The 20921-nt window shown below is 68.7% G+C and carries 19 protein-coding genes and 2 tRNA genes; 15 read left to right on the forward strand and 6 right to left on the reverse strand.

The features are described from left to right. Positions 1-392: 392 nt before the first annotated feature. The 7 genes from dnaN to gyrA all read left to right on the forward strand — a co-directional run bounded on the left by dnaN (position 393) and on the right by gyrA (position 9693). Positions 393-1535 carry a DNA polymerase III subunit beta gene (dnaN, locus tag ABD808_RS28675; protein WP_344902888.1) on the forward strand — a complete coding sequence of 381 codons (1143 nt, stop codon included), beginning with the start codon at positions 393-395 and terminating at the stop codon, positions 1533-1535. A gap of 193 nt (positions 1536-1728) precedes the next feature. Continuing rightward, a complete protein-coding gene (gnd, locus tag ABD808_RS28680) occupies positions 1729-2649 on the forward strand; it encodes a phosphogluconate dehydrogenase (NAD(+)-dependent, decarboxylating) (protein ID WP_344902891.1) in 921 nt (306 codons plus the stop codon). A 46-nt stretch (positions 2650-2695) separates the two neighbouring features. Then, the gene (recF, locus tag ABD808_RS28685) at positions 2696-3838 is read left to right on the forward strand and encodes a DNA replication/repair protein RecF (protein WP_344902894.1); all 1143 of its coding nucleotides are present in this window, start codon (positions 2696-2698) and stop codon (positions 3836-3838) included. Positions 3839-3888: 50 nt separating this feature from the next. Continuing rightward, on the forward strand, positions 3889-4095 hold the full coding sequence (locus tag ABD808_RS28690) for a hypothetical protein (RefSeq protein ID WP_344902897.1): 207 nt from the start codon (positions 3889-3891) through the stop codon (positions 4093-4095). Further along, positions 4092-4574 carry a DciA family protein gene (locus ABD808_RS28695; protein WP_344902900.1) on the forward strand — a complete coding sequence of 161 codons (483 nt, stop codon included), beginning with the start codon at positions 4092-4094 and terminating at the stop codon, positions 4572-4574. The genes ABD808_RS28690 and ABD808_RS28695 overlap by 4 nt, the downstream gene beginning before the upstream one ends. Positions 4575-4984: 410 nt before the next feature. Beyond that, a complete protein-coding gene (gene gyrB / locus ABD808_RS28700; protein ID WP_344902903.1) occupies positions 4985-6922 on the forward strand; it encodes a DNA topoisomerase (ATP-hydrolyzing) subunit B in 1938 nt (645 codons plus the stop codon). A gap of 266 nt (positions 6923-7188) precedes the next feature. After that, positions 7189-9693 carry a DNA gyrase subunit A gene (gene gyrA / locus ABD808_RS28705; protein ID WP_344902906.1) on the forward strand — a complete coding sequence of 835 codons (2505 nt, stop codon included), beginning with the start codon at positions 7189-7191 and terminating at the stop codon, positions 9691-9693. Positions 9694-9734: 41 nt separating this feature from the next. On the opposite strand, the gene ABD808_RS28710 is transcribed toward gyrA, so the two are convergent. Beyond that, entirely contained in the window at positions 9735-10580 is an 846-nt protein-coding gene (locus tag ABD808_RS28710; RefSeq protein ID WP_344902909.1) for a hypothetical protein, read from the reverse strand. Here ABD808_RS28710 and ABD808_RS28715 point away from each other — a divergent pair. Both ABD808_RS28715 and ABD808_RS28720 read left to right on the forward strand, forming a co-directional pair. Further along, positions 10561-10983, forward strand: a complete 423-nt coding sequence (locus tag ABD808_RS28715; protein WP_344902912.1) for a DUF3566 domain-containing protein — start codon at positions 10561-10563, stop codon at positions 10981-10983. The genes ABD808_RS28710 and ABD808_RS28715 overlap by 20 nt on opposite strands. A 68-nt stretch (positions 10984-11051) precedes the next feature. After that, a tRNA-Ile gene (locus ABD808_RS28720) sits at positions 11052-11125 on the forward strand. A 162-nt stretch (positions 11126-11287) separates the two neighbouring features. Here ABD808_RS28720 and ABD808_RS28725 read toward each other — a convergent pair. Beyond that, positions 11288-11554, reverse strand: a complete 267-nt coding sequence (locus tag ABD808_RS28725) for a hypothetical protein (RefSeq protein ID WP_344902915.1) — start codon at positions 11552-11554, stop codon at positions 11288-11290. A gap of 1048 nt (positions 11555-12602) precedes the next feature. Beyond that, entirely contained in the window at positions 12603-12953 is a 351-nt protein-coding gene (locus ABD808_RS28730) for a VOC family protein (RefSeq protein ID WP_344902918.1), read from the reverse strand. Between the two features lie 264 nt (positions 12954-13217). Between ABD808_RS28730 and ABD808_RS28735 the strand changes: the two genes are divergently transcribed. Genes ABD808_RS28735 through ABD808_RS28745 form a run of 3 tightly spaced genes read left to right on the forward strand, consistent with a single transcriptional unit; the run spans position 13218 to position 15339 of the window. Continuing rightward, entirely contained in the window at positions 13218-13451 is a 234-nt protein-coding gene (locus tag ABD808_RS28735; protein ID WP_344902921.1) for a hypothetical protein, read from the forward strand. Then, on the forward strand, positions 13414-14325 hold the full coding sequence (locus ABD808_RS28740; RefSeq protein ID WP_344903534.1) for a helix-turn-helix transcriptional regulator: 912 nt from the start codon (positions 13414-13416) through the stop codon (positions 14323-14325). Before ABD808_RS28735 ends, ABD808_RS28740 begins: the two co-directional genes overlap by 38 nt. A 42-nt stretch (positions 14326-14367) precedes the next feature. Further along, complete coding sequence (locus tag ABD808_RS28745) at positions 14368-15339, forward strand: DMT family transporter (RefSeq protein WP_344902924.1); 972 nt, start codon at positions 14368-14370, stop codon at positions 15337-15339. Between the two features lie 339 nt (positions 15340-15678). On the opposite strand, the gene ABD808_RS28750 is transcribed toward ABD808_RS28745, so the two are convergent. Both ABD808_RS28750 and ABD808_RS28755 read right to left on the reverse strand, forming a co-directional pair. Then, positions 15679-17472: a M64 family metallopeptidase gene (locus tag ABD808_RS28750; protein ID WP_344902927.1), complete on the reverse strand. Its 1794-nt coding sequence runs from the start codon at positions 17470-17472 to the stop codon at positions 15679-15681. A 924-nt stretch (positions 17473-18396) separates the two neighbouring features. Continuing rightward, on the reverse strand, positions 18397-18606 hold the full coding sequence (locus ABD808_RS28755) for a hypothetical protein (RefSeq protein ID WP_344902930.1): 210 nt from the start codon (positions 18604-18606) through the stop codon (positions 18397-18399). 228 nt (positions 18607-18834) lie between these two features. Here ABD808_RS28755 and ABD808_RS28760 point away from each other — a divergent pair, with 228 nt between their 5' ends. From ABD808_RS28760 to ABD808_RS28770, 3 genes are all read left to right on the forward strand, one after another. Then, complete coding sequence (locus ABD808_RS28760; RefSeq protein ID WP_211342807.1) at positions 18835-18954, forward strand: DLW-39 family protein; 120 nt, start codon at positions 18835-18837, stop codon at positions 18952-18954. 97 nt (positions 18955-19051) lie between these two features. Then, positions 19052-19429, forward strand: a complete 378-nt coding sequence (locus ABD808_RS28765; protein WP_344902933.1) for an HAD family hydrolase — start codon at positions 19052-19054, stop codon at positions 19427-19429. Between the two features lie 126 nt (positions 19430-19555). Continuing rightward, positions 19556-19628: transfer RNA gene (locus tag ABD808_RS28770), tRNA-Ala, on the forward strand. Between the two features lie 280 nt (positions 19629-19908). Here the strand turns inward: ABD808_RS28770 and ABD808_RS28775 are convergent. Further along, a complete protein-coding gene (locus tag ABD808_RS28775) occupies positions 19909-20769 on the reverse strand; it encodes a helix-turn-helix domain-containing protein (protein ID WP_344902936.1) in 861 nt (286 codons plus the stop codon). Between the last annotated feature and the right edge of the window lie 152 nt (positions 20770-20921).

Genomic DNA, 20921 nt, shown 5'->3' on the forward strand with positions numbered 1-20921 from the left:
CTGGGGATTGCCTGGGGACGAACTTCAGGCCGAACCCCGGTTCGACCGTCCAGTGTCCACAGGCGGCCCAAACGGGTGAGATACCCGTGGAGAACTCGTGGAAAACCGGGGGATGACTTGGGGATGACGTGTGGGGATTATTTCGTCGTCCCCAGGCGCCGCCGCGCCGTCCACCGCCTATGCACAGCCCCGGTGGACAGAGAAACGGGGTCTCACCTGGGAAAACGGCGTTCGTCCACAGTATGCACAGCCCCTATTACTAGTACTGCACTACTTCTCTACCTAAGAAAAGATCCATCTCAAGTCAGGGCCTGGGGACAACCCGACCGGAGCGCCCCAGCCGTGCCAGGATCACCTGAGCCTTGTCCGACACCTACAGGAGGCGGGTCCCCTTGAAGTTCCGCATCGACAGAGACGCCCTGGCCGACGCCGTCGCCTGGACCGCGCGTACGCTCCCCGTCCGTCCGCCCGTGCCGGTCCTCGCGGGCATGCACATCGTCGCCGGGGGTGAGGACAACAGCGACCGGCTGAAGCTGTCCGCGTTCGACTACGAGGTCTCGGCCCAGGTGTCCACGGACATCGACGTCGAGGAGGCGGGAACGGCCCTGGTCTCCGGACGGCTCCTCGCCGAGATCTCCCGCAGCCTTCCTCCCCACCCTGTGGAGGTGACGACGGACGGCGCGAAGGTGATGCTCCGCTGTGGCAGCGCGAAGTTCACACTTCTCACCATGCCTGTGGAGGACTACCCGACCCTTCCGGAGATGCCTCCGGCCGCGGGGTCGGTGGGCAGCGACGAGTTCGCCGCGGCCGTCAGCCAGGTCGCGATCGCCGCCGGCAAGGACGACACGATCCCCATGCTGACCGGTGTCCGTGTGGAGATCGAGGGCGAGACCGTGACGCTGGCGTCCACGGACCGCTACCGCCTGGCCGTCCGTGAGCTGCACTGGAAGCCGGAGCGTCCCGACTTCTCCGCCGTCGCGCTCGTCCCGGCCAAGACGCTCGCCGACACCGCCAAGTCGCTGACCGCGGGCGCGGAGGTCTCGATCGCGCTCGGCGGGACGGGCGGCACCGGCGAGGGCATGATCGGTTTCGAGGGCGGCGGCCGCCGTACCACGTCCCGCCTGCTGGACGGCGACTTCGTCAAGTACAGGTCGCTGCTGCCGAGCGAGTACGCGGGCCTCGCCGAGATCCAGTCGGCGCCGTTCATCGAAGCGGTGAAGCGCGTCTCGCTGGTCGCCGAACGCAACACCCCCGTGCGGCTCTCGTTCAGCCAGGGCGAGGTCGTGCTGGAGGCCGGGACCGGGGACGAGGCACAGGCCGTGGAGGCCCTGGAGGCGACGCTGGAGGGCGACGACATCGACATCGCCTTCAACCCCGCGTTCCTCCTCGACGGGCTCTCCGCGATCGGCTCGGACGTCGCGCGGCTGTCGTTCACCACGCCGACGAAGCCCGCCGTCCTCACCGGCAAGCCGCCGCAGGACGGCGAGAACCCGAACTACCGTTACCTGATCATGCCCGTCCGGCTGTCCGGGTAAGAGCACGCGCAGACAGCGTCTGGACGCCGCCCGGACGCGAGCCGGGTGACGCGCCCGCACGCGCTTTGACACGGTTGGGGATTATGTCTCCGCGGGGGAACCGCCCTCGCGGACGCGCCCGCGCGTCGACCGGCGTGCGCCAGTACGCACGGGGCAAGAACGCACGGGCAAGTTATCCACAGGGAGGGTCTTCATGGAGCTCGGGATCATCGGCCTGGGCAAGATGGGCGGCAACATGGCCGAGCGGCTGCGCCGCGGCGGTCACACGATCGTCGGCTATGACCGCGACCCGGACGTCAGCGACGTCTCCTCGGTCGAGGAGCTCATCGAGCGGCTGACCCCGCCGCGCGCCGTGTGGGTGATGGTGCCCGCCGGACAACCCACCGCGGACACCATCCACAGCCTGGGGGAAGCCCTCCAGCCTGGTGACCTGGTCGTGGACGGCGGTAATTCACACTATGTGGACGACCAGAAGCACGGCGCGCAGCTCGCCGAGAAGGGCATCGGCTTCGTCGACTGCGGCGTCAGCGGCGGCGTATGGGGGTTGGAGAACGGCTACGCGCTGATGGTCGGCGGCGGGGACGACGACGTCAAACGCCTGATGCCGATCTTCGAGACGCTGAAGCCGGAGGGCGAGTTCGGCTTCGTCCACTCGGGGAAGGTCGGCGCCGGGCACTTCGTGAAGATGGTCCACAACGGCATCGAGTACGCGATGATGCAGGCGTTCGGCGAGGGCTTCGAGCTGATCGAGGCCAGCGACCTCGTCACCAAGGTGCCGGAGACGTTCCTGAGCTGGCAGGAGGGCACGGTCATCCGGTCCTGGCTGCTCGACCTGCTGAACCGCGCGCTCGCCGCCGACCCGGAGCTGGACGACCTGCGCGGCTACGCCAACGACTCGGGGGAGGGCCGCTGGACGGTCCAGGCCGCCGTCGAGTACGCCGTTCCGCTGCCCGCGATCAGCGCGTCCCTGTTCGCGCGGTTCGCGTCCCGCCAGGATGACTCCCCCGCCATGCGCGTCGTCGCGGCCCTCCGCAACCAGTTCGGCGGCCACGCCGTCGAAGGCGCCGGTGACGGCGACTCCCCCGGCGCCGACGTCACTCCCCCGGCCGTCTGACGCCGGACGGCGCGGCCCGGCACGGGCTGCTCTACGCTCGTGTCCCGTGCACGTCGCCCACATCTCCTTGCAGGACTTCCGTTCGTATCCGGCCGCCGAAGTGGCGCTGGAGCCGGGGGTCACGGCGTTCGTGGGCCCGAACGGGCAGGGGAAGACGAACCTGGTCGAAGCCATCGGTTACGTGGCCTCGCACGGCAGCCACCGTGCCGCGACGGACGCTCCGCTCGTCCGGCATGGGGCACCGCGCGCGATCGTGCGGGCCGGGGTGGTCAAGGACGACCGCAAGGCCCTGATCGAGCTGGAGATCAATCCGGGGAAGGCGAACCGGGCGCGACTCAACCGGGCCCCCGTCCCCCGGCCGCGCGAGATCGTCGGCATGCTGCGGACGGTGCTGTTCGCCCCGGAGGACCTTTCGCTCGTGAAGGGCGACCCGGGGGAGCGGCGGCGTTTCCTGGACGAACTGCTGACCGCACGGACTCCCCGCTTCGCCGGAGTGCGTTCCGACTACGACCGCGTCCTGAAACAGCGCAACGCCCTACTGAAATCGGCGGCCGCGCACAGGCGCTCCCCAGGCCCGGAGGTACTCGCGACCCTGGACGTGTGGGATTCGCATCTGGCGCGTACTGGGTCCGAGCTGCTGGCGGCACGGTTGAACCTTGTCGAGGCGTTGCGTCCACTTGTCACCGACGCCTACGCGGCGCTCGCCCCGGGAGGTGACGCGGTCGACCTGCTCTACCGGAGTTCGCTCGGGGAGGTCGAGTTGTCCACAGACCGTGGAAAACTGGCCGAGCAGCTGCTGACGGCGGTCGGCGAGTCCCGCAAGCAGGAGTTGGAGCGGGGCGTGAGCCTCGTCGGCCCGCACCGGGACGAACTCGTCCTGAGGCTGGGGGAGCTGCCCGCGCGCGGCTACGCCAGCCACGGCGAGTCGTGGTCGTTCGCGCTCGGACTGAAGCTCGCCGCGTTCGACCTGCTCAGGGCGGACGGCGACGACCCGGTGCTGATCCTGGACGACGTGTTCGCCGAGCTGGACACCGGGCGCCGCGCCCGGCTGGCGGAGCTGGTCGTCCCGGCCGAGCAGGTGCTGATCACGGCGGCCGTCCCCGCCGACGTCCCCGCCGAACTGACAGGGGGCTCGTATACCGTCTCCGACGGTCAGGTCGTTCGTGGCCGACCGGCCGTGGACGGCTGACCAGGCGTCCTACTGGGAAAGGGGCGGGCGTGTGAACGACGATCCACAGGGTGTGGACAACTCCCCCGAGTCACCTGAACCGGACGTGGGCGATCCCGCCGGCGGCCCCGGAGGCGATCCCGGAGGCGATCCCGGAGGCGATTCCGGAGGCGATCCCGGAGGCGATTCCGGAGGCGATTCCGGAGGCGATCCCGGAGGCGATCCCGGAGGCGATCCCGGAGGCGATCCCGGAGGCGATGCCGTGGCTGGCCCCGTGAGCAGCGATCCCCCGGTCAAGTCGGGGATCGAGCTGGCCCGTGAGGCCCTCGCCCAGGCCAAGGCGGACGCCGTGAAACGCGGCACCATCCCCGGCCAGAAGGGCCGTCGCAGGGGCGCGGGACGTGTCGTCCGCGTGAGTGACCCGGGGCGCGGCGGTGACCCCAAGCTGTTCAGCGCGGCGATCCGCGAGCTGATGGCGACCCGCGGCTGGGAGCAGCGCGCCGCCGTCGGCGGCGTGTTCGGCAACTGGGCGGGCATCGTCGGCCCGGAACTGGCTGAGCACACCCGCCCGGAGCACTTCGAGGACGGCGAGCTCACCATCGCCGCCGACTCGCCGGTCTGGGCGACGCAGCTTCGGTTGCTGTCGTCCAACCTCGTCCGGCGCCTGAACGAGGAACTCGGCCACGGCACCGTCCGCCGGGTGAAGGTGGCGGGCCCTTCCGGACCGCGCCGAACCGGTGCCTGGCGCGCCCGTTAGGCCGTCCACCGAGATGCGCGCCACGCCCGACACGTCTCCAACCCGCGCGGGATGGCGTGCGCACGCGCGCGTGTACGCGCGTCGTTCGCGCGGAGAGCTTCCGTTCGTGGCTCCTGGTGATGGGTTCAGCGGCGAGCGGCGCGTAGGCCAGAGAACACCCCCGGCCCTGTGGGGGGATGCATCTCCGGGGACGGTCGGCCGCCACACGCGCACACAGCGCTCGACAGTGCCACTTTTCGCCGCATGACCCGGTAGAATGAAATCGGTTCAGGATGCTGCGCCGCCATCGGGTGCCCAGGGCTCTGACCGAACACGTACAGAGCACGCGGGCGCCCTCTCATGTGTTACGGGGCACACCGTGCCTCCCTCGGGCGCGGAGCGGCAGACATCCCCGGCAGGAGGATCTTCCTTTGGCGTACGACGCTAGTTCGATCACTGTGCTTGAAGGGCTTGAGGCGGTTCGCAAGCGCCCGGGCATGTACATCGGCTCGACCGGCGAGCGCGGCCTGCACCACCTCGTCTACGAGATCGTCGACAACTCGGTCGACGAGGCGTTGGCGGGCTACGCCGACACCATCGTGGTGACGTTGCTTGCCGACGGCGGGGTGAGCGTGTTCGACAACGGGCGCGGTATCCCCGTCGGCGAGCATCCGGTGGAGAAACGGCCCGCCATTGAGCTGGTGCTGACCACTTTGCACGCGGGCGGCAAGTTCGACGGCAAGTCCTATGCCGTCTCAGGCGGTTTGCACGGCGTGGGCTCCGCGGTGGTGAACGCGCTTTCCAGCCGGTTGGAGGCCGAGGTCCGCCGCAACGGCCACGTCTGGCGGCAGTCCTACACCTGGCAGGGCCCCGAGACCGAGCTCCACCAGGGCGAGGAGACCGACGAGACCAGCACCCTCATCACGTTCTGGCCCGACCCGGAGATCTTCGAGACCACCGAGTGGAACTTCGAGACGCTCTCGCGGCGCATGCAGGAGATGGCGTTCCTGAACCGCGGCCTCGCCATCACGTTGCAGGACGAGCGGCCCGACCACATCAACGGCGAGCCGAACGTCGTCCGGTACCACTACGAGGGCGGCATCGAAGACTTCGTCCGCTACATCAACGCGCGCAAGGACGCCGTCCACGAGTCGGTGGTGTACTTCGACGACGACGTGACCGGCATGTCGATCGAGATCGCCATGCAGTGGAACTCGTCCTACGCCGAGTCCGTCCACACGTTCGCCAACACGATCAACACGGCGGAGGGCGGCACCCACGAGGAGGGCTTCCGGGCGGCGCTCACCACGATCGTCAACCGGTACGCCCGCGACAAGGGCCTGCTGCGCGACAAGGACGACAACCTGACCGGTGAGGACGTTCGTGAGGGCCTCACCGCGATCATCTCGATCAAGCTGGCCGACCCGCAGTTCGAGGGGCAGACGAAGACGAAGCTCGGCAATACCGAGGCCAAGTCGTTCGTCCAGAAGGCCTGCAACGAGCACCTGCGCGACTGGTTCGAGGAGAACCCCGGCGAGGCCAAGGAGATCATCAACAAGGCCTCGCAGGCGGCGCGGGCGCGGGTCGCGGCCCGGCAGGCGCGCGACCTGACCCGGCGCAAGAGCCTGCTGGAGTCGACGTCGCTGCCCGGCAAGCTGTCGGACTGCCAGTCCACCGACCCCGCCAAGTCGGAGCTGTACATCGTCGAGGGCGACTCGGCGGGCGGCTCCGCCAAGGGCGGCCGCGACCCCCACTTCCAGGCGATCCTGCCGATCCGCGGCAAGATCCTGAACGTGGAGAAGGCCAGGATCGACAAGATCCTGAAGAACAACGAGGTGCAGGCGATCATCACGGCGCTCGGCACCGGCGTGCACGACGAGTTCGACATCGGCAAGCTCCGCTATCACAAGATCATCCTGATGTCGGACGCGGACGTCGACGGCCACCACATCAACACGCTGCTGCTCACGCTGCTGTTCCGGTTCATGAAGCCGCTGATCGAGGCCGGGCACGTGTACCTGTCCCAGCCGCCGCTCTACAAGATCAAGTGGGACGCCCGGGGCTCGGAGGCCGACTACGCCTACTCCGACGCCGAACGGGACGCGATCATCGAGGCCGGGATCGCCGCGGGCCGCCGCGACCCCCGTCCCCGCGACCAGGTGCAGCGCTTCAAGGGCCTCGGCGAGATGAACGCCAACGAGCTGTGGGACACCACGATGGACCCCGACAACCGGGTCCTGCTCCAGGTCCAGCTCGACGACGCCGCCCAGGCGGACGAGCTGTTCAGCGTCCTGATGGGCGAGGAGGTCGAGCCCCGGCGGGAGTTCATCCAGCGCAACGCCAAGGACGTGCGCTTCCTTGACATCTGAGTACGGGCCGGTCCCGGGTGGGGGCACGAACCCCCACGCTCCCCGGAACGGGCCGCGGCGAGCTCCCGACGGCGGGCCACCTGGCTCCCGGCTCCCAGCGGCCGCCCTTCCGGCGGCGGTCGGCAAGGCGGGAAACGCCCCGGCCGGGGGCGCCCCGGCTGGGGATGGCCCGGCGGGGAGCGTCCCGGTCGACGGCTGAGCTCCCGCCGGTCTGACCCGCGCGGGTACCCGTACGTGCATCCCAACGAGCAGAAGAGGTCTTCAGAGTGACGGACGTGACCACAGAGGGCGGCGGCCCCGGCGAGCGGATCGAACCGGTCGACATCCAGGTCGAGATGCAGAAGAGCTATCTCGACTACGCGATGTCGGTCATCGTCGCGCGGGCGCTTCCGGAGGTCCGCGACGGCCTGAAACCCGTCCACCGCCGCGTCCTGTACGCGATGTACGACGGCGGCTACCGGCCCGACCGCGGCTACTTCAAGTGCGCGCGCGTCGTCGGCGACGTCATGGGGAACTACCACCCGCACGGCGACTCCGCCATCTACGACGCGCTCGTCCGCCTCGCGCAGCCGTGGTCGATGCGGTACCCGCTGGTCGACGGGAACGGCAACTTCGGCTCGCGCGGCAACGACCCCGCCGCCGCCATGCGGTACACCGAGTGCCGCATGGCGCCCCTGGCGATGGAGCTGCTGCGCGACATCGACAAGGAGACCGTCGACTTCTCCTCCAACTACGACGGCCGCTCGCAGGAACCGGACGTCCTGCCGTCCAGGTACCCGAACCTGCTGGTCAACGGGTCCGCGGGCATCGCGGTCGGGATGGCGACGAACATCCCGCCGCACAACCTGCGCGAGGTCGCCGACGGCGTCCGCTGGTACCTGGCGAACTACGGCACGACCGACGAGGAGCTCCTCGAGGCGCTGATCGAGCGGATCAAGGGCCCCGACTTCCCGACCGCCGGGCTGATCGTCGGCCGCAAGGGCATCGAGGAGGCGTACCGCACCGGCCGCGGCTCCATCACCATGCGGGCCGTCGTGGAGGTCGAGGAGATCCAGGGCCGCAACTGCCTCGTCGTCACCGAACTGCCGTACCAGGTCAACCCGGACAACCTCGCCCTCAAGATCGCTGACGGGGTGAAGGAGGGCAAGCTCGACGGCATCGCCGACGTCCGCGACGAGACGTCCGGCCGGACGGGTCAGCGGCTCGTCATCGTCCTCAAGCGGGACGCCGTCGCCAAGGTGGTCCTGAACAACCTGTACAAGCACACCCAGCTCCAGGAGACGTTCGGCGCGAACATGCTCGCGCTGGTCGACGGCGTGCCGCGGACCCTCCGGGTCGACCAGTTCGTCCGGCACTGGGTCGCGCACCAGATCGAAGTCATCGTCCGGCGCACCCGGTTCCTGCTCCGCAAGGCGGAGGAGCGCGCCCACATCCTGCGCGCCCTGCTGAAGGCCCTCGACCGCATCGACGAGGTCATCGCCCTGATCCGCCGCTCGCCGTCCGCCCAGCAGGCGCAGCGGGGCCTGATGGAGCTGCTGGAGATCGACGAGATCCAGGCGCAGGCCATCCTCGACATGCAGCTGCGCAAGCTCGCCGCCCTGGAACGCCAGCAGATCACCGACGAGTACGACAAGCTCATGGCGGAGATCGCCGACTACAACGACATCCTGGCCTCGCCCGACCGGCAGCGGCAGATCGTCGGCGACGAGCTGGCCCCGATCGTCGAGAAGTTCGGCGACGAGCGGCGCACCCAGATCATCCCGTTCGACGGTGACGTGTCCTACGAGGACCTCATCGCCGAAGAGGACGTCGTCGTCACCATCACCCGCGGCGGCTACGCCAAGCGCACCCGCACCGACCTGTACCGGGCGCAGCGGCGCGGCGGCAAGGGCGTCCGCGGCGCGCAGCTCAAGCAGGACGACATCGTCGACCAGTTCTTCGTCACCACTACCCACCACTGGATCCTGTTCTTCACCAACAAGGGTCGCGTCTACCGGGCGAAGGCGTACGAACTGCCCGACTCCGGGCGCGACTCGCGCGGCCAGCACGTCGCGAACCTGCTGGCCTTCCAGCCGGACGAGCACATCGCCCAGGTCATGGACCTGCGCGACTACGAGGTGGCGCCCTACCTCGTCCTCGGCACGAAGAAGGGCCGCGTCAAGAAGACCGCGCTGAGCGACTTCGACTCGCCCCGCACCGGCGGCATCATCGCGATCAACCTGGTCGAGGACGACGAGGTCATCGCCGCCCGGCTCGTCTCCGCCGACGACGACCTGCTGATGGTCTCCACCGGCGCCCAGGCGATCCGCTTCCACGCCGACGACGAGTCGCTGCGACCGATGGGACGCGCCACGTCCGGCGTCATCGGCATGCGGTTCGACGAGGACCAGGAGGTCCTCAACATGCTCGTCGTGAAGGACACGGACCACGACGTCCTGGTCGCGACCGAGGGCGGCTACGCCAAGCGGACGCCCGTCGGCCAGTACCCGTTGCAGGGTCGTGGGGGTAAGGGAGTCCTCACCGCTAAGATCGTGCAGTCACGCGGAATGTTGGTCGGCGCCCTCATGGTGGGTCCGGACGACGGAGTGTTCGCGATGACGTCGAACGGCGGCGTCATCAGGACCACCGCGGCGGAGATCAAGCAGTCGGGCAGGCAGACGATGGGCGTCCGCCTGATGAACCTCGCGGACGGGAACAGCGTCGTGGCCATCGCGAGGAACGTAGAGTCCATGGAGGACTCCGACGAAACCGAGGGGAGCGACGGTGAGTGACGTACATCACTCCTGGGCCCGCTTCGCCTTCCTCCCCGCCGTCACCGAACCGATAGGCCAGGAGGACACGTGAGCACCGAGCCCGGCAAGAGCAAGGACGGGCCCGGCACGGGTGAGCCGGAAGGTTCCGGCGACAAGCCCGCGGCCAAGTCGAGCGCGAAACGCTCCCGCACGTCCGACGCCAAGCCGGGCAAGGTCGTGTCCGCCGCGTCCGCCAAGCCGGGCCGGGACGAGACGACCGTCGACATCGGAACGGACGAGACCCGGACCGACCTGGCCAAGGTCGGCGACCAGGCGAAGAAGTCCGACCCGCCGGAGATCGCCCCCGTCGAGGACACCGTCGAGGACGACAAGCCGAAGCCCGACCCCGGCCCCCGCTCCGGCGGCTCGACGTCGTCGGCGTCGTCGTCGGCGTCGAGCCCGTCGTCCGGCCGGACGTCCAGCGGTTCCACCGGGGCGGCATCCGGCTCGGGCCGTCCGTCGTCCGGTTCGTCTTCTGGCAGGTCGTCCAGCGCCTCCACGAGCGCGGCGTCCAGCCCGAGCAGGACGACCCCGAGCACGCCGTCGAGTTCTCCCCGCTCCTCGGGCTCGTCCCCCACGACCAGCCGGTCGTCGTCCTCGAGTTCCAGCTCAGGCCGGTCTTCCAGCGCGGCATCGGGTTCCGGATCCGGCCAGTCCACAGGGTCGTCTTCGGGATCACCGTCCTGGTCCCAGCCCACCGAGCCCCCCGGCCCGGCCCCGGCGGGACGCTCCGAGCAGCCGTTCAACGCGCCGCGCTCGGGCAACTCGTCGTCGGCGTCCCCCTCGGGCGGCTCGAACCGTCCGGGCTTCGCGGGCACCGTGCTCGACGACCGTCCGTCCACGTCGATGCCACCGGCGAAACGCACGACCAAGCCCGCCCTCGGCGGCAAGTCGGCCCGCAAGGCCCAGCTACAGCTCGCACGGCTCGAACCGTGGTCGGTGATGAAGTTCAGCTTCGTCATGTCGCTGGTCTGCTTCGTCGTCCTCCTCGTCGCGGTGATCGTCCTCTACACGATCCTGTCCGGCCTCGGCGTGTTCGACGCCATCAGCGACACGATCAACAGCCTCACCAAGGAGCAGGGCGAGACCACCGGCAGCGTCGACGCGGGCAACTGGTTCTCCTTCTTCCGCGTCTTCGGCTACACGGTCCTCGTGGGCGCCCTGAACGTCCTACTCGTCACCGCCCTGTCCACGGTCGGCTCCGTCATCTACAACCTCGCCGCGGACCTCGTCGGCGGCGTCGAAGTGACCCTGAAGGAGGCCGAGTAATCGATTACAGGTTGTCCCGCCAGATGGGGTAACCTCACGTCAGCGCCGCCACACCAGCGGCACAACCCGGGCCTATAGCTCAGTCGGTTAGAGCGCATCCCTGATAAGGATGAGGCCGGAGGTTCAAGTCCTCCTAGGCCCACAACCCAAGCCCTCACCAGACACCTGGCGGGGGCTTTCGCCATCCCCAATGCTGCCCGGCGTTCTACGGACTCGGGACCGCACGCCCAGCTGCGAAATGGACGCGCCGCATTTCTCCACAGCCTGTGGATAACTCGATTCACAACCCGTGGGACGGGGTCTGTCAGCCCAGCGTGGAATGCGTAGACAAGCTCGACGCGACCCGCGCGATGTGGACGTTGAAGTCGTCCAGTACCCACAGTTCAAGTATCGTCCCGCCACCCACTCGAAGCACCGACTGGCGCTCGGCGAAAAGCGTCGTCCACCTCGAACTCAGTGAGGCAGCCGGACCGTGAGCGACTACGCCCCGGCCCCGGCCGACCTTGATCCCGTTCTCCTCGTTGAGCACGGACGCCGCTGCCTGAGGCGTTACCCCCATGCTCGGCTTCACGACCTCATCACATCCGCGCGACGACGTTGCCCCTCGCGGGCGTTCCCGTCCACGTTGTCGCCGTTCTGCGCGAACGTTTCTCTTGCGGTGCGTACTCGTCACCCTCGTAAATCGGGGGCGACGAGGTCGGACGTCTCCGGCGTCGTAAGTCTCCATCGTTCGCAGGACTGTGGCGCGGTCTGGCCATATGGCGTGGGCATCGGCCAGTTGCAGTCGGAGACCGCCCGAGTTCGCTGAGGTTGTCTACAGCGGTAGGCGCCGGGCGTCCCCTCCTTGTCGTACGCCCCTGACCGACGGATGGCGTGCCCCCTCCGCCGGATTGGTGGACGTCCTGGGGCGCCTTGCGCCACGGGGTGATCGACATGGCCAGCCGTGCTTGCATTCGGCTCAGCACGGAGAAGGGAGAGGTGCTGCGAGTACGCGCACTCTGCCCTATTGACCAACGGTGGCGGCTCCCGCTCTTCCAAATCGGCGGCCGTCGCTGGGTGCGTGATCGGCGTGGTCGGGTGTGCCTGGTGGCTAGCTCAGCCGGAGATCGACCGGCCATGGAAGGAAGGCGTGGCGGGCGCGGCGGTCGGTGGGGGTTGAGGGGGCATTGGGTTCCGGCCCGGGGTTGGGGACACGGCTGGGGATTCTCGGTGGGTAACGGTATCCACCGGGGTGGCGGGGTTGTGGAGGGTGGTCGTCCACAGCGTGTGAACGTGGTGTGGGCGATGGCGCGGAGAAGGCGTCTATTCGCTGGTCAGCGGGTTATCCACGACGTGGATAAGTGGTCCTAGGGGTTGGGGACAACCTGGGGAAGAATGGTGGACGACGCGGCCGCCGGTTGTCCCCACGCTGTGCACGGAAGTTATCCACAGGCTGTGGATTTCCTGTGCGGCGGGTCGGTTCCGTGGATCCTGGGGGAGTAGCGCGTGATGCGACGCGCGAACCTGTGGAAGGTCCCGCTGTTCTGGGGATCCGGCTGTGGACGGGCCTTCGGGAGCGCCTGCTGGCAGGGCAAAGGAGGTGTGTGCGAATGTTGTCCCCACCCTGTGGATAACCGTGTCTAGAGGTCCTTCGCCAGCGGGTGTCGGGGCTCGTAGAGCGGTAGTTCTCCACCGCTTGGCAGCCTGATCGCCGTGAGCAGGCCCCAGTTGTGCTCGGTGACCGGGACGTCGACCTGGACGCCGCGTGCGCCCAGCCCTTCGAGCGTGGACTGGATGTCGTCGCACATGAGGTAGCACTCGTGCCGCGGCTCGCCCTCGGCGGGGTGGGCGGCGAGTTCGGCCGGTGGCAGCTTGAAGATCAGCCAGCCGTGGCCCGCGTCGACGTTCGCGAAGCCCAGGACGTCTCGGATGAACGTGCGGTCGGCCTCGGCGTCTCGGCTGTACAAGATGACATGTGCCCCGTTGATCATGGCTCCCCCCTTGGTCCTCGTCCGGTTCTTTCCCCGAGATACGGGACGATGCGCGAGGAAGCCTCGCCGGGTGCGGGATGAGGGAGGTGGTGCTCACTGTTGGGTTGTACATGGTGGGCACGTTCCAGATCGCCGTCCGCGTCGCGCCACGCCCGGTGGCGTGGGAATGCACATGCGTACGATGGCCCGTGACCAGTTCCGGGACGCGCTTCGGAGCCGGTCTGACCTGCGAACACCAGTTCGAATGCGTGCTACGCTCCCGGGATGGGGCAGTTGCTGAACGAGCCGGTCCGCGCCGAGCACGACCCGGCGGGGAGGCTGACCGCGTACGAGTGGCGGGGGACGCGCTACGCCGTGGACGCGGTGCTGAAGACCTACGGGACGGCTCGGGAGGGCCGGGTCTACCGCGTCCGGGTCACGGGCGCCGAGGGCGTGGCGGTGGCGGAGCTCGGTCGTGACGATGATCGCTGGCGGATCCGGCACGTCTTCTCGGCCTGACCGGCGCGCGAGCCCCGGCCGCGACGACCAGACGCTGTGGACACGGGTCGACGGTATTCAGGGGGTGCCGCTCGACCTGTTGGCGGCGCGGATCGGCAGCCGCCACTACGCGCCCCACATCCACGAGCAGTACGCCATCGGGGTGACCCTCGACGGCATGGAGACGATGCGGTACCGGGGCGAGCGGGTCTACTCGAGCGCCGGGACCGTCGTCGTGGTCGAGCCGGGAGAAGCGCACACGGGCGGCCCTGCCCACCCCGAGGGCTTTTCCTACCTGTGCGTCTACCCGGGCGCCGAATTGCTGGGCGCGGTGACGTCCCTGGACGAGGGAACGGCGTGGCCGCACTTCCGGGGCCCGATCATCGACGACCGTCAACTCGGGGAGGCGCTCCGGTTCGCGCACCGGGCCTTGCGGCTCGGCGAAGACCCGCTGGAGGGCGAGTCTCGCCTGCTAGGCGTGCTTGGCACACTCGTCCAGCGCCACGCGGCTCCCGGGCCGAAGGACGTCCCGCGACGACACGGTGCCGACTCCCGGCGGATCGCGCGCGTGGTGGCGGCACGCCTGTCCGACGAGATGCTCGACCCGCCGACGCTCGCCGACGTCGCCGGTGACCTGGACCTTTCGCGGTACCAACTACTGCGCGCGTTCCGCGACGCCATGGGCATGCCGCCCTATGCGTGGCTCGCCCAGCATCGAGTGACGCGCGCCCGGGCGCTACTGGACGCCGGACACCGCCCAGCGGACGCCGCGTCGCTCGTCGGTTTCGCCGACCAGGCGCACCTCACGCGGTGGTTCCGCCGCGTGGTGGGCGTCACACCAGGCGCGTATCGCAACAGCGTTCAAGACGGCATCGTGCGTCGACCCGCATCCTGAGAACGTCCACCCGAACGGGTGCGGGCGGACGGAACGGAGGTCATGGTGAGTCGCCGCGGCTGGGTGCTGTTCGCGCTGATGAGCGTGCTGTGGGGCATCCCCTATCTGATGATCAAAGTGGCGGTCGGTGAAGTCTCGGTCCCCGTCGTGGTGTTCGCCAGGACCGCGCTCGGCGCCGCCGTCCTGTTGCCGCTGGCGATCCGGGCCGGGAACCTGGACGTGGTCCGCCGCCATTGGCGTCCACTCCTGGTGTTCACCGCCGTGGAGATCCTCGGCCCGTGGGCGCTGCTGTCGGACGCCGAGAACCGGCTGACCAGCTCCATGACGGGCCTGCTGATCGCGGCCGTCCCCATCGTGGCGGTGGCGCTGGCCAGGCTCACCGGCGACGGGGAGCGGCTGGGCCCGGTGCGGTGGGCCGGGCTGCTGGTGGGGCTGGCCGGTGTCGGCGTGCTGGCCGGTCCGCACCTCGACGGCGGCAGCGGCTGGGCGATCGGCGAGGTCATGCTGGTCGCGCTCGGCTACTCGATCGCCCCGATGATCGCGACCCGGCGAATGCAGGACCTGCCAAGCCTCCAGATGGCCGCGTTCGCCCTCACGATCGCCGCCCTCGCCTACGCGGCCCCGGCGGCCGCCACCTGGCCGGAGACAGTGCCCAGCGGCCGCGTCCTCTTCTCGCTCGTCGGCCTCGGCCTGGTGTGCACGGCGCTGGCCTTCACCCTGTTCTTCGAGCTGATCCGCGAGGTCGGCACGTCCAGAGGCATGGTCTTCACCTACGTGAACCCGGCGATCGCGGTCGTTGCCGGAATCGCCTTCCTCAACGAGCCCCTCACCGGAACGATCATCGCCTCGTTCGTCCTCATCCTCGGCGGCTCCGTCCTGGCAACCGCCACCCACCGCTCCTCGGACCGCCCCTCAGCCGACCAGCCCCAAAACACCCCTACCGAGCTGGCCGAGGCCGCCCAGACCCAACCACGACACCACCCCAGCGAACACGACGAACCAGCCCAGGCATAACAACACCAACCCCAGACACGAAGACCCGCCGCATCACCGAGGGACCCAGCCCCAGCGTGCTGCCACCACCAGCACGCTGGGGCGCCGCTGCGGCACCGAGCACGAGGCAGCCTTCGGGTGTGCGACACCACCCTCCACGAAGGGGTCGCTGCAATGCCGAGTGCCAGCCAGTCCCAAGCGTGATGGCACCACTTCCACATTTAGACGAACGCTACGGCGCTGAGCGCGACCAGTCTCAGGCGTGCTGACGCCGGCCGCAGGCCTGGGGCGGCGCAGTGGTGCTGAGCGTGAGCCAGTTCAAGCGCTGACACCACTTCCGCGCTCGGGCGGCGGCGTGGGTCAGCGGAGGGTGACTATGAACTTGCCGGGCTTTCCGGTGTTGCCTGCGGGGTCGATGGCTCGGTACTCGATGGTGTGCCGTCCCTTGCCGAGCTTGCCGTAGGTGAGGCTGTCGATGACGGTGCCGTTCTCGGTGAACATCCAGGGGGCGGACGAGTCGGTGGGCCAACCGAAGTAGTTGAACCAGCCGTCCCCGTCAACGCGGAACTCGGAGACGACGACGCCGGGACGGTCGTCGCTACCTGTCAGGCGCATGGTGAACGGGCCGTCGAAGACGTACTCGGGTGTGTGCCCCCGGCGTGTCTGGCTGGTCGTTGCCTTGGACAGTTCGTACTTCACCGTCGGGGCCTGTGCGTCGATCGTCCATGTGCGGCTCTTGGAACCAATGCGCGCGACCAGCTGATGAGTGCCCTTGGACATGTGGAACTGGCTGAGCGCGATGTCTCGGTCGCCGCCGCTTACGCGCCGCCCGTCCAGTTCCCAGCGCACGGTGGGCACGGACTTCGCTGGGTGTGTGGTTTCCGCGTACACGACTGATGCGCTGCTCACGGGCTTGTCGGTTGGTGTGGACGAGCTGAAGTCGGCCGGTACGTCGTCCGGCGGGGTCTTGACGCTGGTGTCGACCGTCCACGTGCGGCCCTGGGTGAGTGCGGCCGACGACTCCAGGGCAGGGTCGCGGACGAACGGAGTGGGGTCGGTGACCGCTGCCTGAACGGTGTGCATGCCCGCCTTCAGGTGCAACCTAGACAGATCCAGGTTCGGGCCCTCCCGGACGGGCTCCCCGTCCACCGTCCACGTGACGGACAGCTGGTGGCCGGTTGGATGCAGCGTTTCGACCCACAGAACACGGTCGCTCCCCACGGGAGTGAACGTCGGAGCGTTGGTCTGGATGAGGTTGACCTTGGACGAGATCCGCTGGGTCATTCGTTCACGCGCGACTTGGTCGAAGTAGTAGCCGAGCGTTTTCATCATCGAGTGCTGGCTCGGCCTCCACACGCCCTTACTGAAGTAGAGCCCGCCCTCGTACCGTCCGATGACGCCTCCGGACTCGCTTCGTTCGCCGAGCCACCGCCACCACTTCTTCTTCTGCGCCGTCATCTCCTGCTCGGTCAGCAGTGTGTGGTGTAGGGAATTCGGTTCAGGACCGGTGTACGTCCCGCCGGGCACACCACGCTGGTAGTAGTCGTACTCGTCGTCCAGCCCACCCATTGAGTGGCCGAGTTCGTGCGGCGCGATGAGTGCGGACATCGCGTTACCGCCAGACGCCGTCGCGTAGGTGCCGCCCGCACCGCCGTAGGTGTCACTGTTGGCGAGGGCCAGAATCTGCCGGTTCACCGTCGATGTCCCCGGGACGAGGTCGGCGTACGTCTTGGCCGCCGCAGCGTCCATGACGAGGAGCCGCTGGACGCCGTCGTCCCGGCAGCCGCTCCAGAACGCCATGCTCAGTGGGGTCGTGCGGCGCGGGGACGACAACGACGGGTCGCAGCTCACCCCCGACTCGCCGGACGGGATCTCGACCGCGTACACGTTGAAGTAACTGCGGTACGACTTGAACGGCTCGATCGTCCACAGGTCGTTGAGATGCTTGGCGTAGTGGGCGCGGAACTTCGGCATGTCTGCCGACGTGTAGCCGTCGCCAAGGATCACCAGGTTGAACCGCTTGGCAGGGTCGCCGGTGACCTGAACCGGCACCACCGTCGCGTCCGCGGGGTCCGCCGCCCGCGCGGGAACCGTGGTCAGGGACAGGACGGTCGCGACCGCCGCCCCGATCGCCGTCGTCCTACCCGTCCACATGCGCAGACCTCCTCGCGGCGGCGCACGCGCGTCAGGCGGGGTGTCGCCCGGGCGGACGCTGCGCCCGTCACATCCCGCTGATCAAACGGGACTGCCCGGATTATGACTTGAAGATCCCTGTTTGTCGCTACCCCTCACCCTGCCGACCGTCCGACCACTTCCGCCCGACCCGCACCACGCCGCCCTCAGCCGCGTCACCCGGTCCACGATCTCGTCGCCCGCTCGCTGCGAGGACTGACCAGCGCGACGAGCCCGCCGCCCCCGGACGCCGACACGACCCAGCTTCGTCGCCCCTGCTCACGCCCGGACACAACCACTGAATCGCCCCACACTGCCCAAGTACGAACCAGGTCGTCTTATATAGGGCCCGCACTCCCCGGGATCGCGTTCGCAGGCAGCGACGAGACGAGTACCGGGCGTCGACGGCCACGATCGGCCATCCGCACACCCAAATTTCGCTACCTGCAAGTTCGCGTCCAGCGTCAGCCGGTCTCACGGACCGATAAGTCGGCCGGTGATCGCCCGGCGAGAACTTCAGAACGACCGTCCACTACACCTGCCCGGCGCGCCGATGTGGCCCGTCTCCGCTGGCGACCAGGAGGTTCGCTTACGTTGGCGCCGCTGGCGGCTTGAGGACGGCTTCGCAACAGGGCGTGGAATCGCTCGGTGGCAGTGTCAGAGCCACACCTGCCTGGCACGCGGTTGTGGTCCGCCTCGCACCGGTGACCGGGGGTCGCTTGTGTCGGCGCTGCTGGCCGCACTTCGCAGGGGCCGCTTGGGGGCCATCAGAACGTCGTGCACTGCACCTGCTGGGTGTGTCGCCGCCGCCCGGGCTCCTGCTCGTGACTGGGAGGGTGGTTTGTCTCGGCGTCGCTGGGCTCCACTGGACTGTTGCTAGCGGGGTGGGAGTGCCGGAGGGGGTGGTCACATGCCGATGCGCCATAGGAGCAAGATGATCGAGGAGAGGACGAGGCCGAGGGTGCCCAACGTGACCTCGCCGATCACGATCATGGCGGTGCAGCCCGTGGCGGTCACTCCTGCGGCTAGGACCAGCCCTCGGCCGCCGGACGGGTCCTCGTCCGGCACGCCGGGGTCGAACTCGCGTTCCCAGCGCCGGAAGTCGTCCTCTGCCATCGGCACTCCCGAAGGTCGTCCCCCGGATTATGCGGCGGGCCGGGCCGTCCCGCGATATGGCGTGGGGGTGACGGCCCCCGTACCAGGATTGGACGTTGGGTCCGATACCGGTGACGGGGTGCGGATCGCCCGGGAACGGTTGCTAGGCTGCGGAGAGCCCCGGGGGAAGCAGAGATGACGCAACCATTCCCCAGGGTGACTGCATAGTCGAGGTGAAGGGGTCCCACCGTGAAGAAGCTGCTCATTCTCGCCGTTGTCGCACTCGGCGGCTTCGCTGTCTGGCGTCGGCTGCAGCAGGACCGCGCCGAGCTGGACCTGTGGACCGAGGCCACGTCGTCCGACAACTGAACATCGTTCATCCGGGCTGTCCGCACAGGCGTGGGCCTGTGTGGGCCGACCGAGGATGACAGGTGTTCGCGCAGAAGCCGGCGATCAAGGCCCCGGCGTGACCGAAGCAGCCCCGATCACCCTCGTCTGCCTCGATCTCGCCGGGACCACTGTCGCCGACGGGGACATCGTCCAGACCGCCTTCGCCGAGGCGATCGCCACGCTGGGGATCGTCTCCGGCACGGCGGCGTACGACGGTGCCCAAGCCCGCTTCCACGAATCTCGTGGCGGGTCGAAAATCGACATCTTCCGCTCGCTCTTCGACGAGCCTCGCGCCCAGGCCGCGGATCTGGCGTTCCGACGCTCCTATGACGACATTGTCGACCGCCGTGGTCTGGAACCCGTCCCCGGCGCCGACGACGTCCTCCTGCGTCTCCGTGAGGCTGGTGTCCGCGTCTGTCGTCGCGGGCGTCCTCACCGGCGCCCACGACCGTGACCGCCTCCTCGCCGCCGGAGCCACCCACATCCTTCCCAGCGTCGCAACCCTCCCCGCTCTCGTCCTCCCGCCCGAAGCCGATGACGCGATGACCCGCTCACCACAGGTAGGCTTGTCCCGCCGCGAGGGGCCTTAGCTCAGTTGGTAGAGCACTGGCTTTGCAAGCCAGGTGTCAGGGGTTCGAATCCCCTAGGCTCCACCCTGCCCACCAGAAAAGCCCAGGTCAGAGCCGAGGTTCCGACCTGGGCTCTCTTGTCTCTCAAGATCGCTTCCACGCTTCCACGCCCGTTGTATGCCGATCGCGTCTTGCGCTTGAGTTCGGCCTTGGCCGTCGCGCTGAGAGTGCCGACCTCAGGGGGACGGACTGGTCGGGCGCCGAGCTCTCTCAACGAAATCGACTAGGGCGAATCGTTGGAGGCATTCGGCTAGGTGGGCGATCGGGGCGGGGTCATTGTTGGGCTTCGGGGCTGTGAGGGGGATCATCGAGCGTTCTTGCTGGTTTGTTGCTTGGGGGCGGTGAGGGTGGTGAGGAGGTTCAGGGAGGTGGCGGCGTCGGAGTTGGTGGGGGCGCTGTAGATCATCATGGTCATGTCCGGGTCGTCGGGGGCGCGCATGGCGATGTAGTCGAGGGCCAGTTCGCCTAGTTGGGGGTGGGCGAAGCGTTTGCGGCCACGGGTTTTGCCTCGGACGTTGTGGTCGGCCCACAGGCGGCGGAAGTCGGGGCTGTGCAACGAGAGTTCTCCTACCAAGGACGCCAGTAGCGGGTCGTCGGGGTGGCGACCGGCGTCGAAGCGGAGGTTGGCGACGGTGTCGCGGGCCTTGGTCTCCCAGTCGGGGTAGAGGGTGTGGGACGCCGGGTCGAGGAAGACCAGCCGGGCCATGTTCCGCTCGGCGGCGGGCAGGACGGGGAAGTCGGCGACCAGGAGGCGGGCCAGTTCGTTCCAGGCCAGGACGTCCAGGCGGCGGCCGATGATGTAGGCGGGGGCGGCGGACAGTGCGTCCAGGGCCTGGCGCAGTTCGGCGGGAACCTGCTGCGGGCGGCTCGGGCGTTTGCGGCTGGTGCGGGGCTTGGCCAGGTTGTGCAGGTGGGCGCGTTCGTCGGCGTCCAGCCGCAGTGCCCTGGCGACGGCGTCCAGGACGTCGGTGGAGACGTTACGAGCGCGCCCCTGTTCCAGGCGGGTGTAGTAGTCGACGCTCACTCCGGCCAACATCGCCAGTTCCTCCCGGCGCAGACCGGGCACGCGCCGCTGGCCGCCGAACGTGCCCGCACCGGCGTCCTCGGGACGCAGCCGGCCGCGCCGGGCTTTGAGGAATTCGCTGAGCTGCTGAGCACGATCCATGAACCAGAGTATCGACGACGGTCGGCGTGTTCTGCCTGGTCCTGGCAGGCCCAGGCAGGGGCGTCCCCGGCTGGACAGAGCCCTGGGCGGCTGGGCGACAGGCCCGCAGGATGGACACCGTTGCCAGCGGAACACAGCACTACAGCTGTTGG

This window comes from Actinomadura meridiana (genome assembly GCF_039537545.1).
In the GTDB taxonomy this organism is placed as follows: Bacteria; Actinomycetota; Actinomycetes; order Streptosporangiales; family Streptosporangiaceae; genus Spirillospora; species Spirillospora meridiana.

Excerpts from the sequence above, each read along its gene's own strand:
- gnd (WP_344902891.1), top strand. The coding sequence starts at position 1,729 with ATGGAGCTCGGGATCATCGGCCTGGGCAAGATGGGCGGCAACATGGCC.
- ABD808_RS28715 (WP_344902912.1), top strand. The coding sequence starts at position 10,561 with ATGCCACCGGCGAAACGCACGACCAAGCCCGCCCTCGGCGGCAAGTCG.
- ABD808_RS28730 (WP_344902918.1), bottom strand. The coding sequence starts at position 12,953 with ATGATCAACGGGGCACATGTCATCTTGTACAGCCGAGACGCCGAGGCC.
- ABD808_RS28735 (WP_344902921.1), top strand. The coding sequence starts at position 13,218 with ATGGGGCAGTTGCTGAACGAGCCGGTCCGCGCCGAGCACGACCCGGCG.
- ABD808_RS28740 (WP_344903534.1), top strand. The coding sequence starts at position 13,414 with ATGATCGCTGGCGGATCCGGCACGTCTTCTCGGCCTGACCGGCGCGCG.
- ABD808_RS28745 (WP_344902924.1), top strand. The coding sequence starts at position 14,368 with ATGGTGAGTCGCCGCGGCTGGGTGCTGTTCGCGCTGATGAGCGTGCTG.
- ABD808_RS28750 (WP_344902927.1), bottom strand. The coding sequence starts at position 17,472 with ATGTGGACGGGTAGGACGACGGCGATCGGGGCGGCGGTCGCGACCGTC.
- ABD808_RS28755 (WP_344902930.1), bottom strand. The coding sequence starts at position 18,606 with ATGGCAGAGGACGACTTCCGGCGCTGGGAACGCGAGTTCGACCCCGGC.
- ABD808_RS28775 (WP_344902936.1), bottom strand. The coding sequence starts at position 20,769 with ATGGATCGTGCTCAGCAGCTCAGCGAATTCCTCAAAGCCCGGCGCGGC.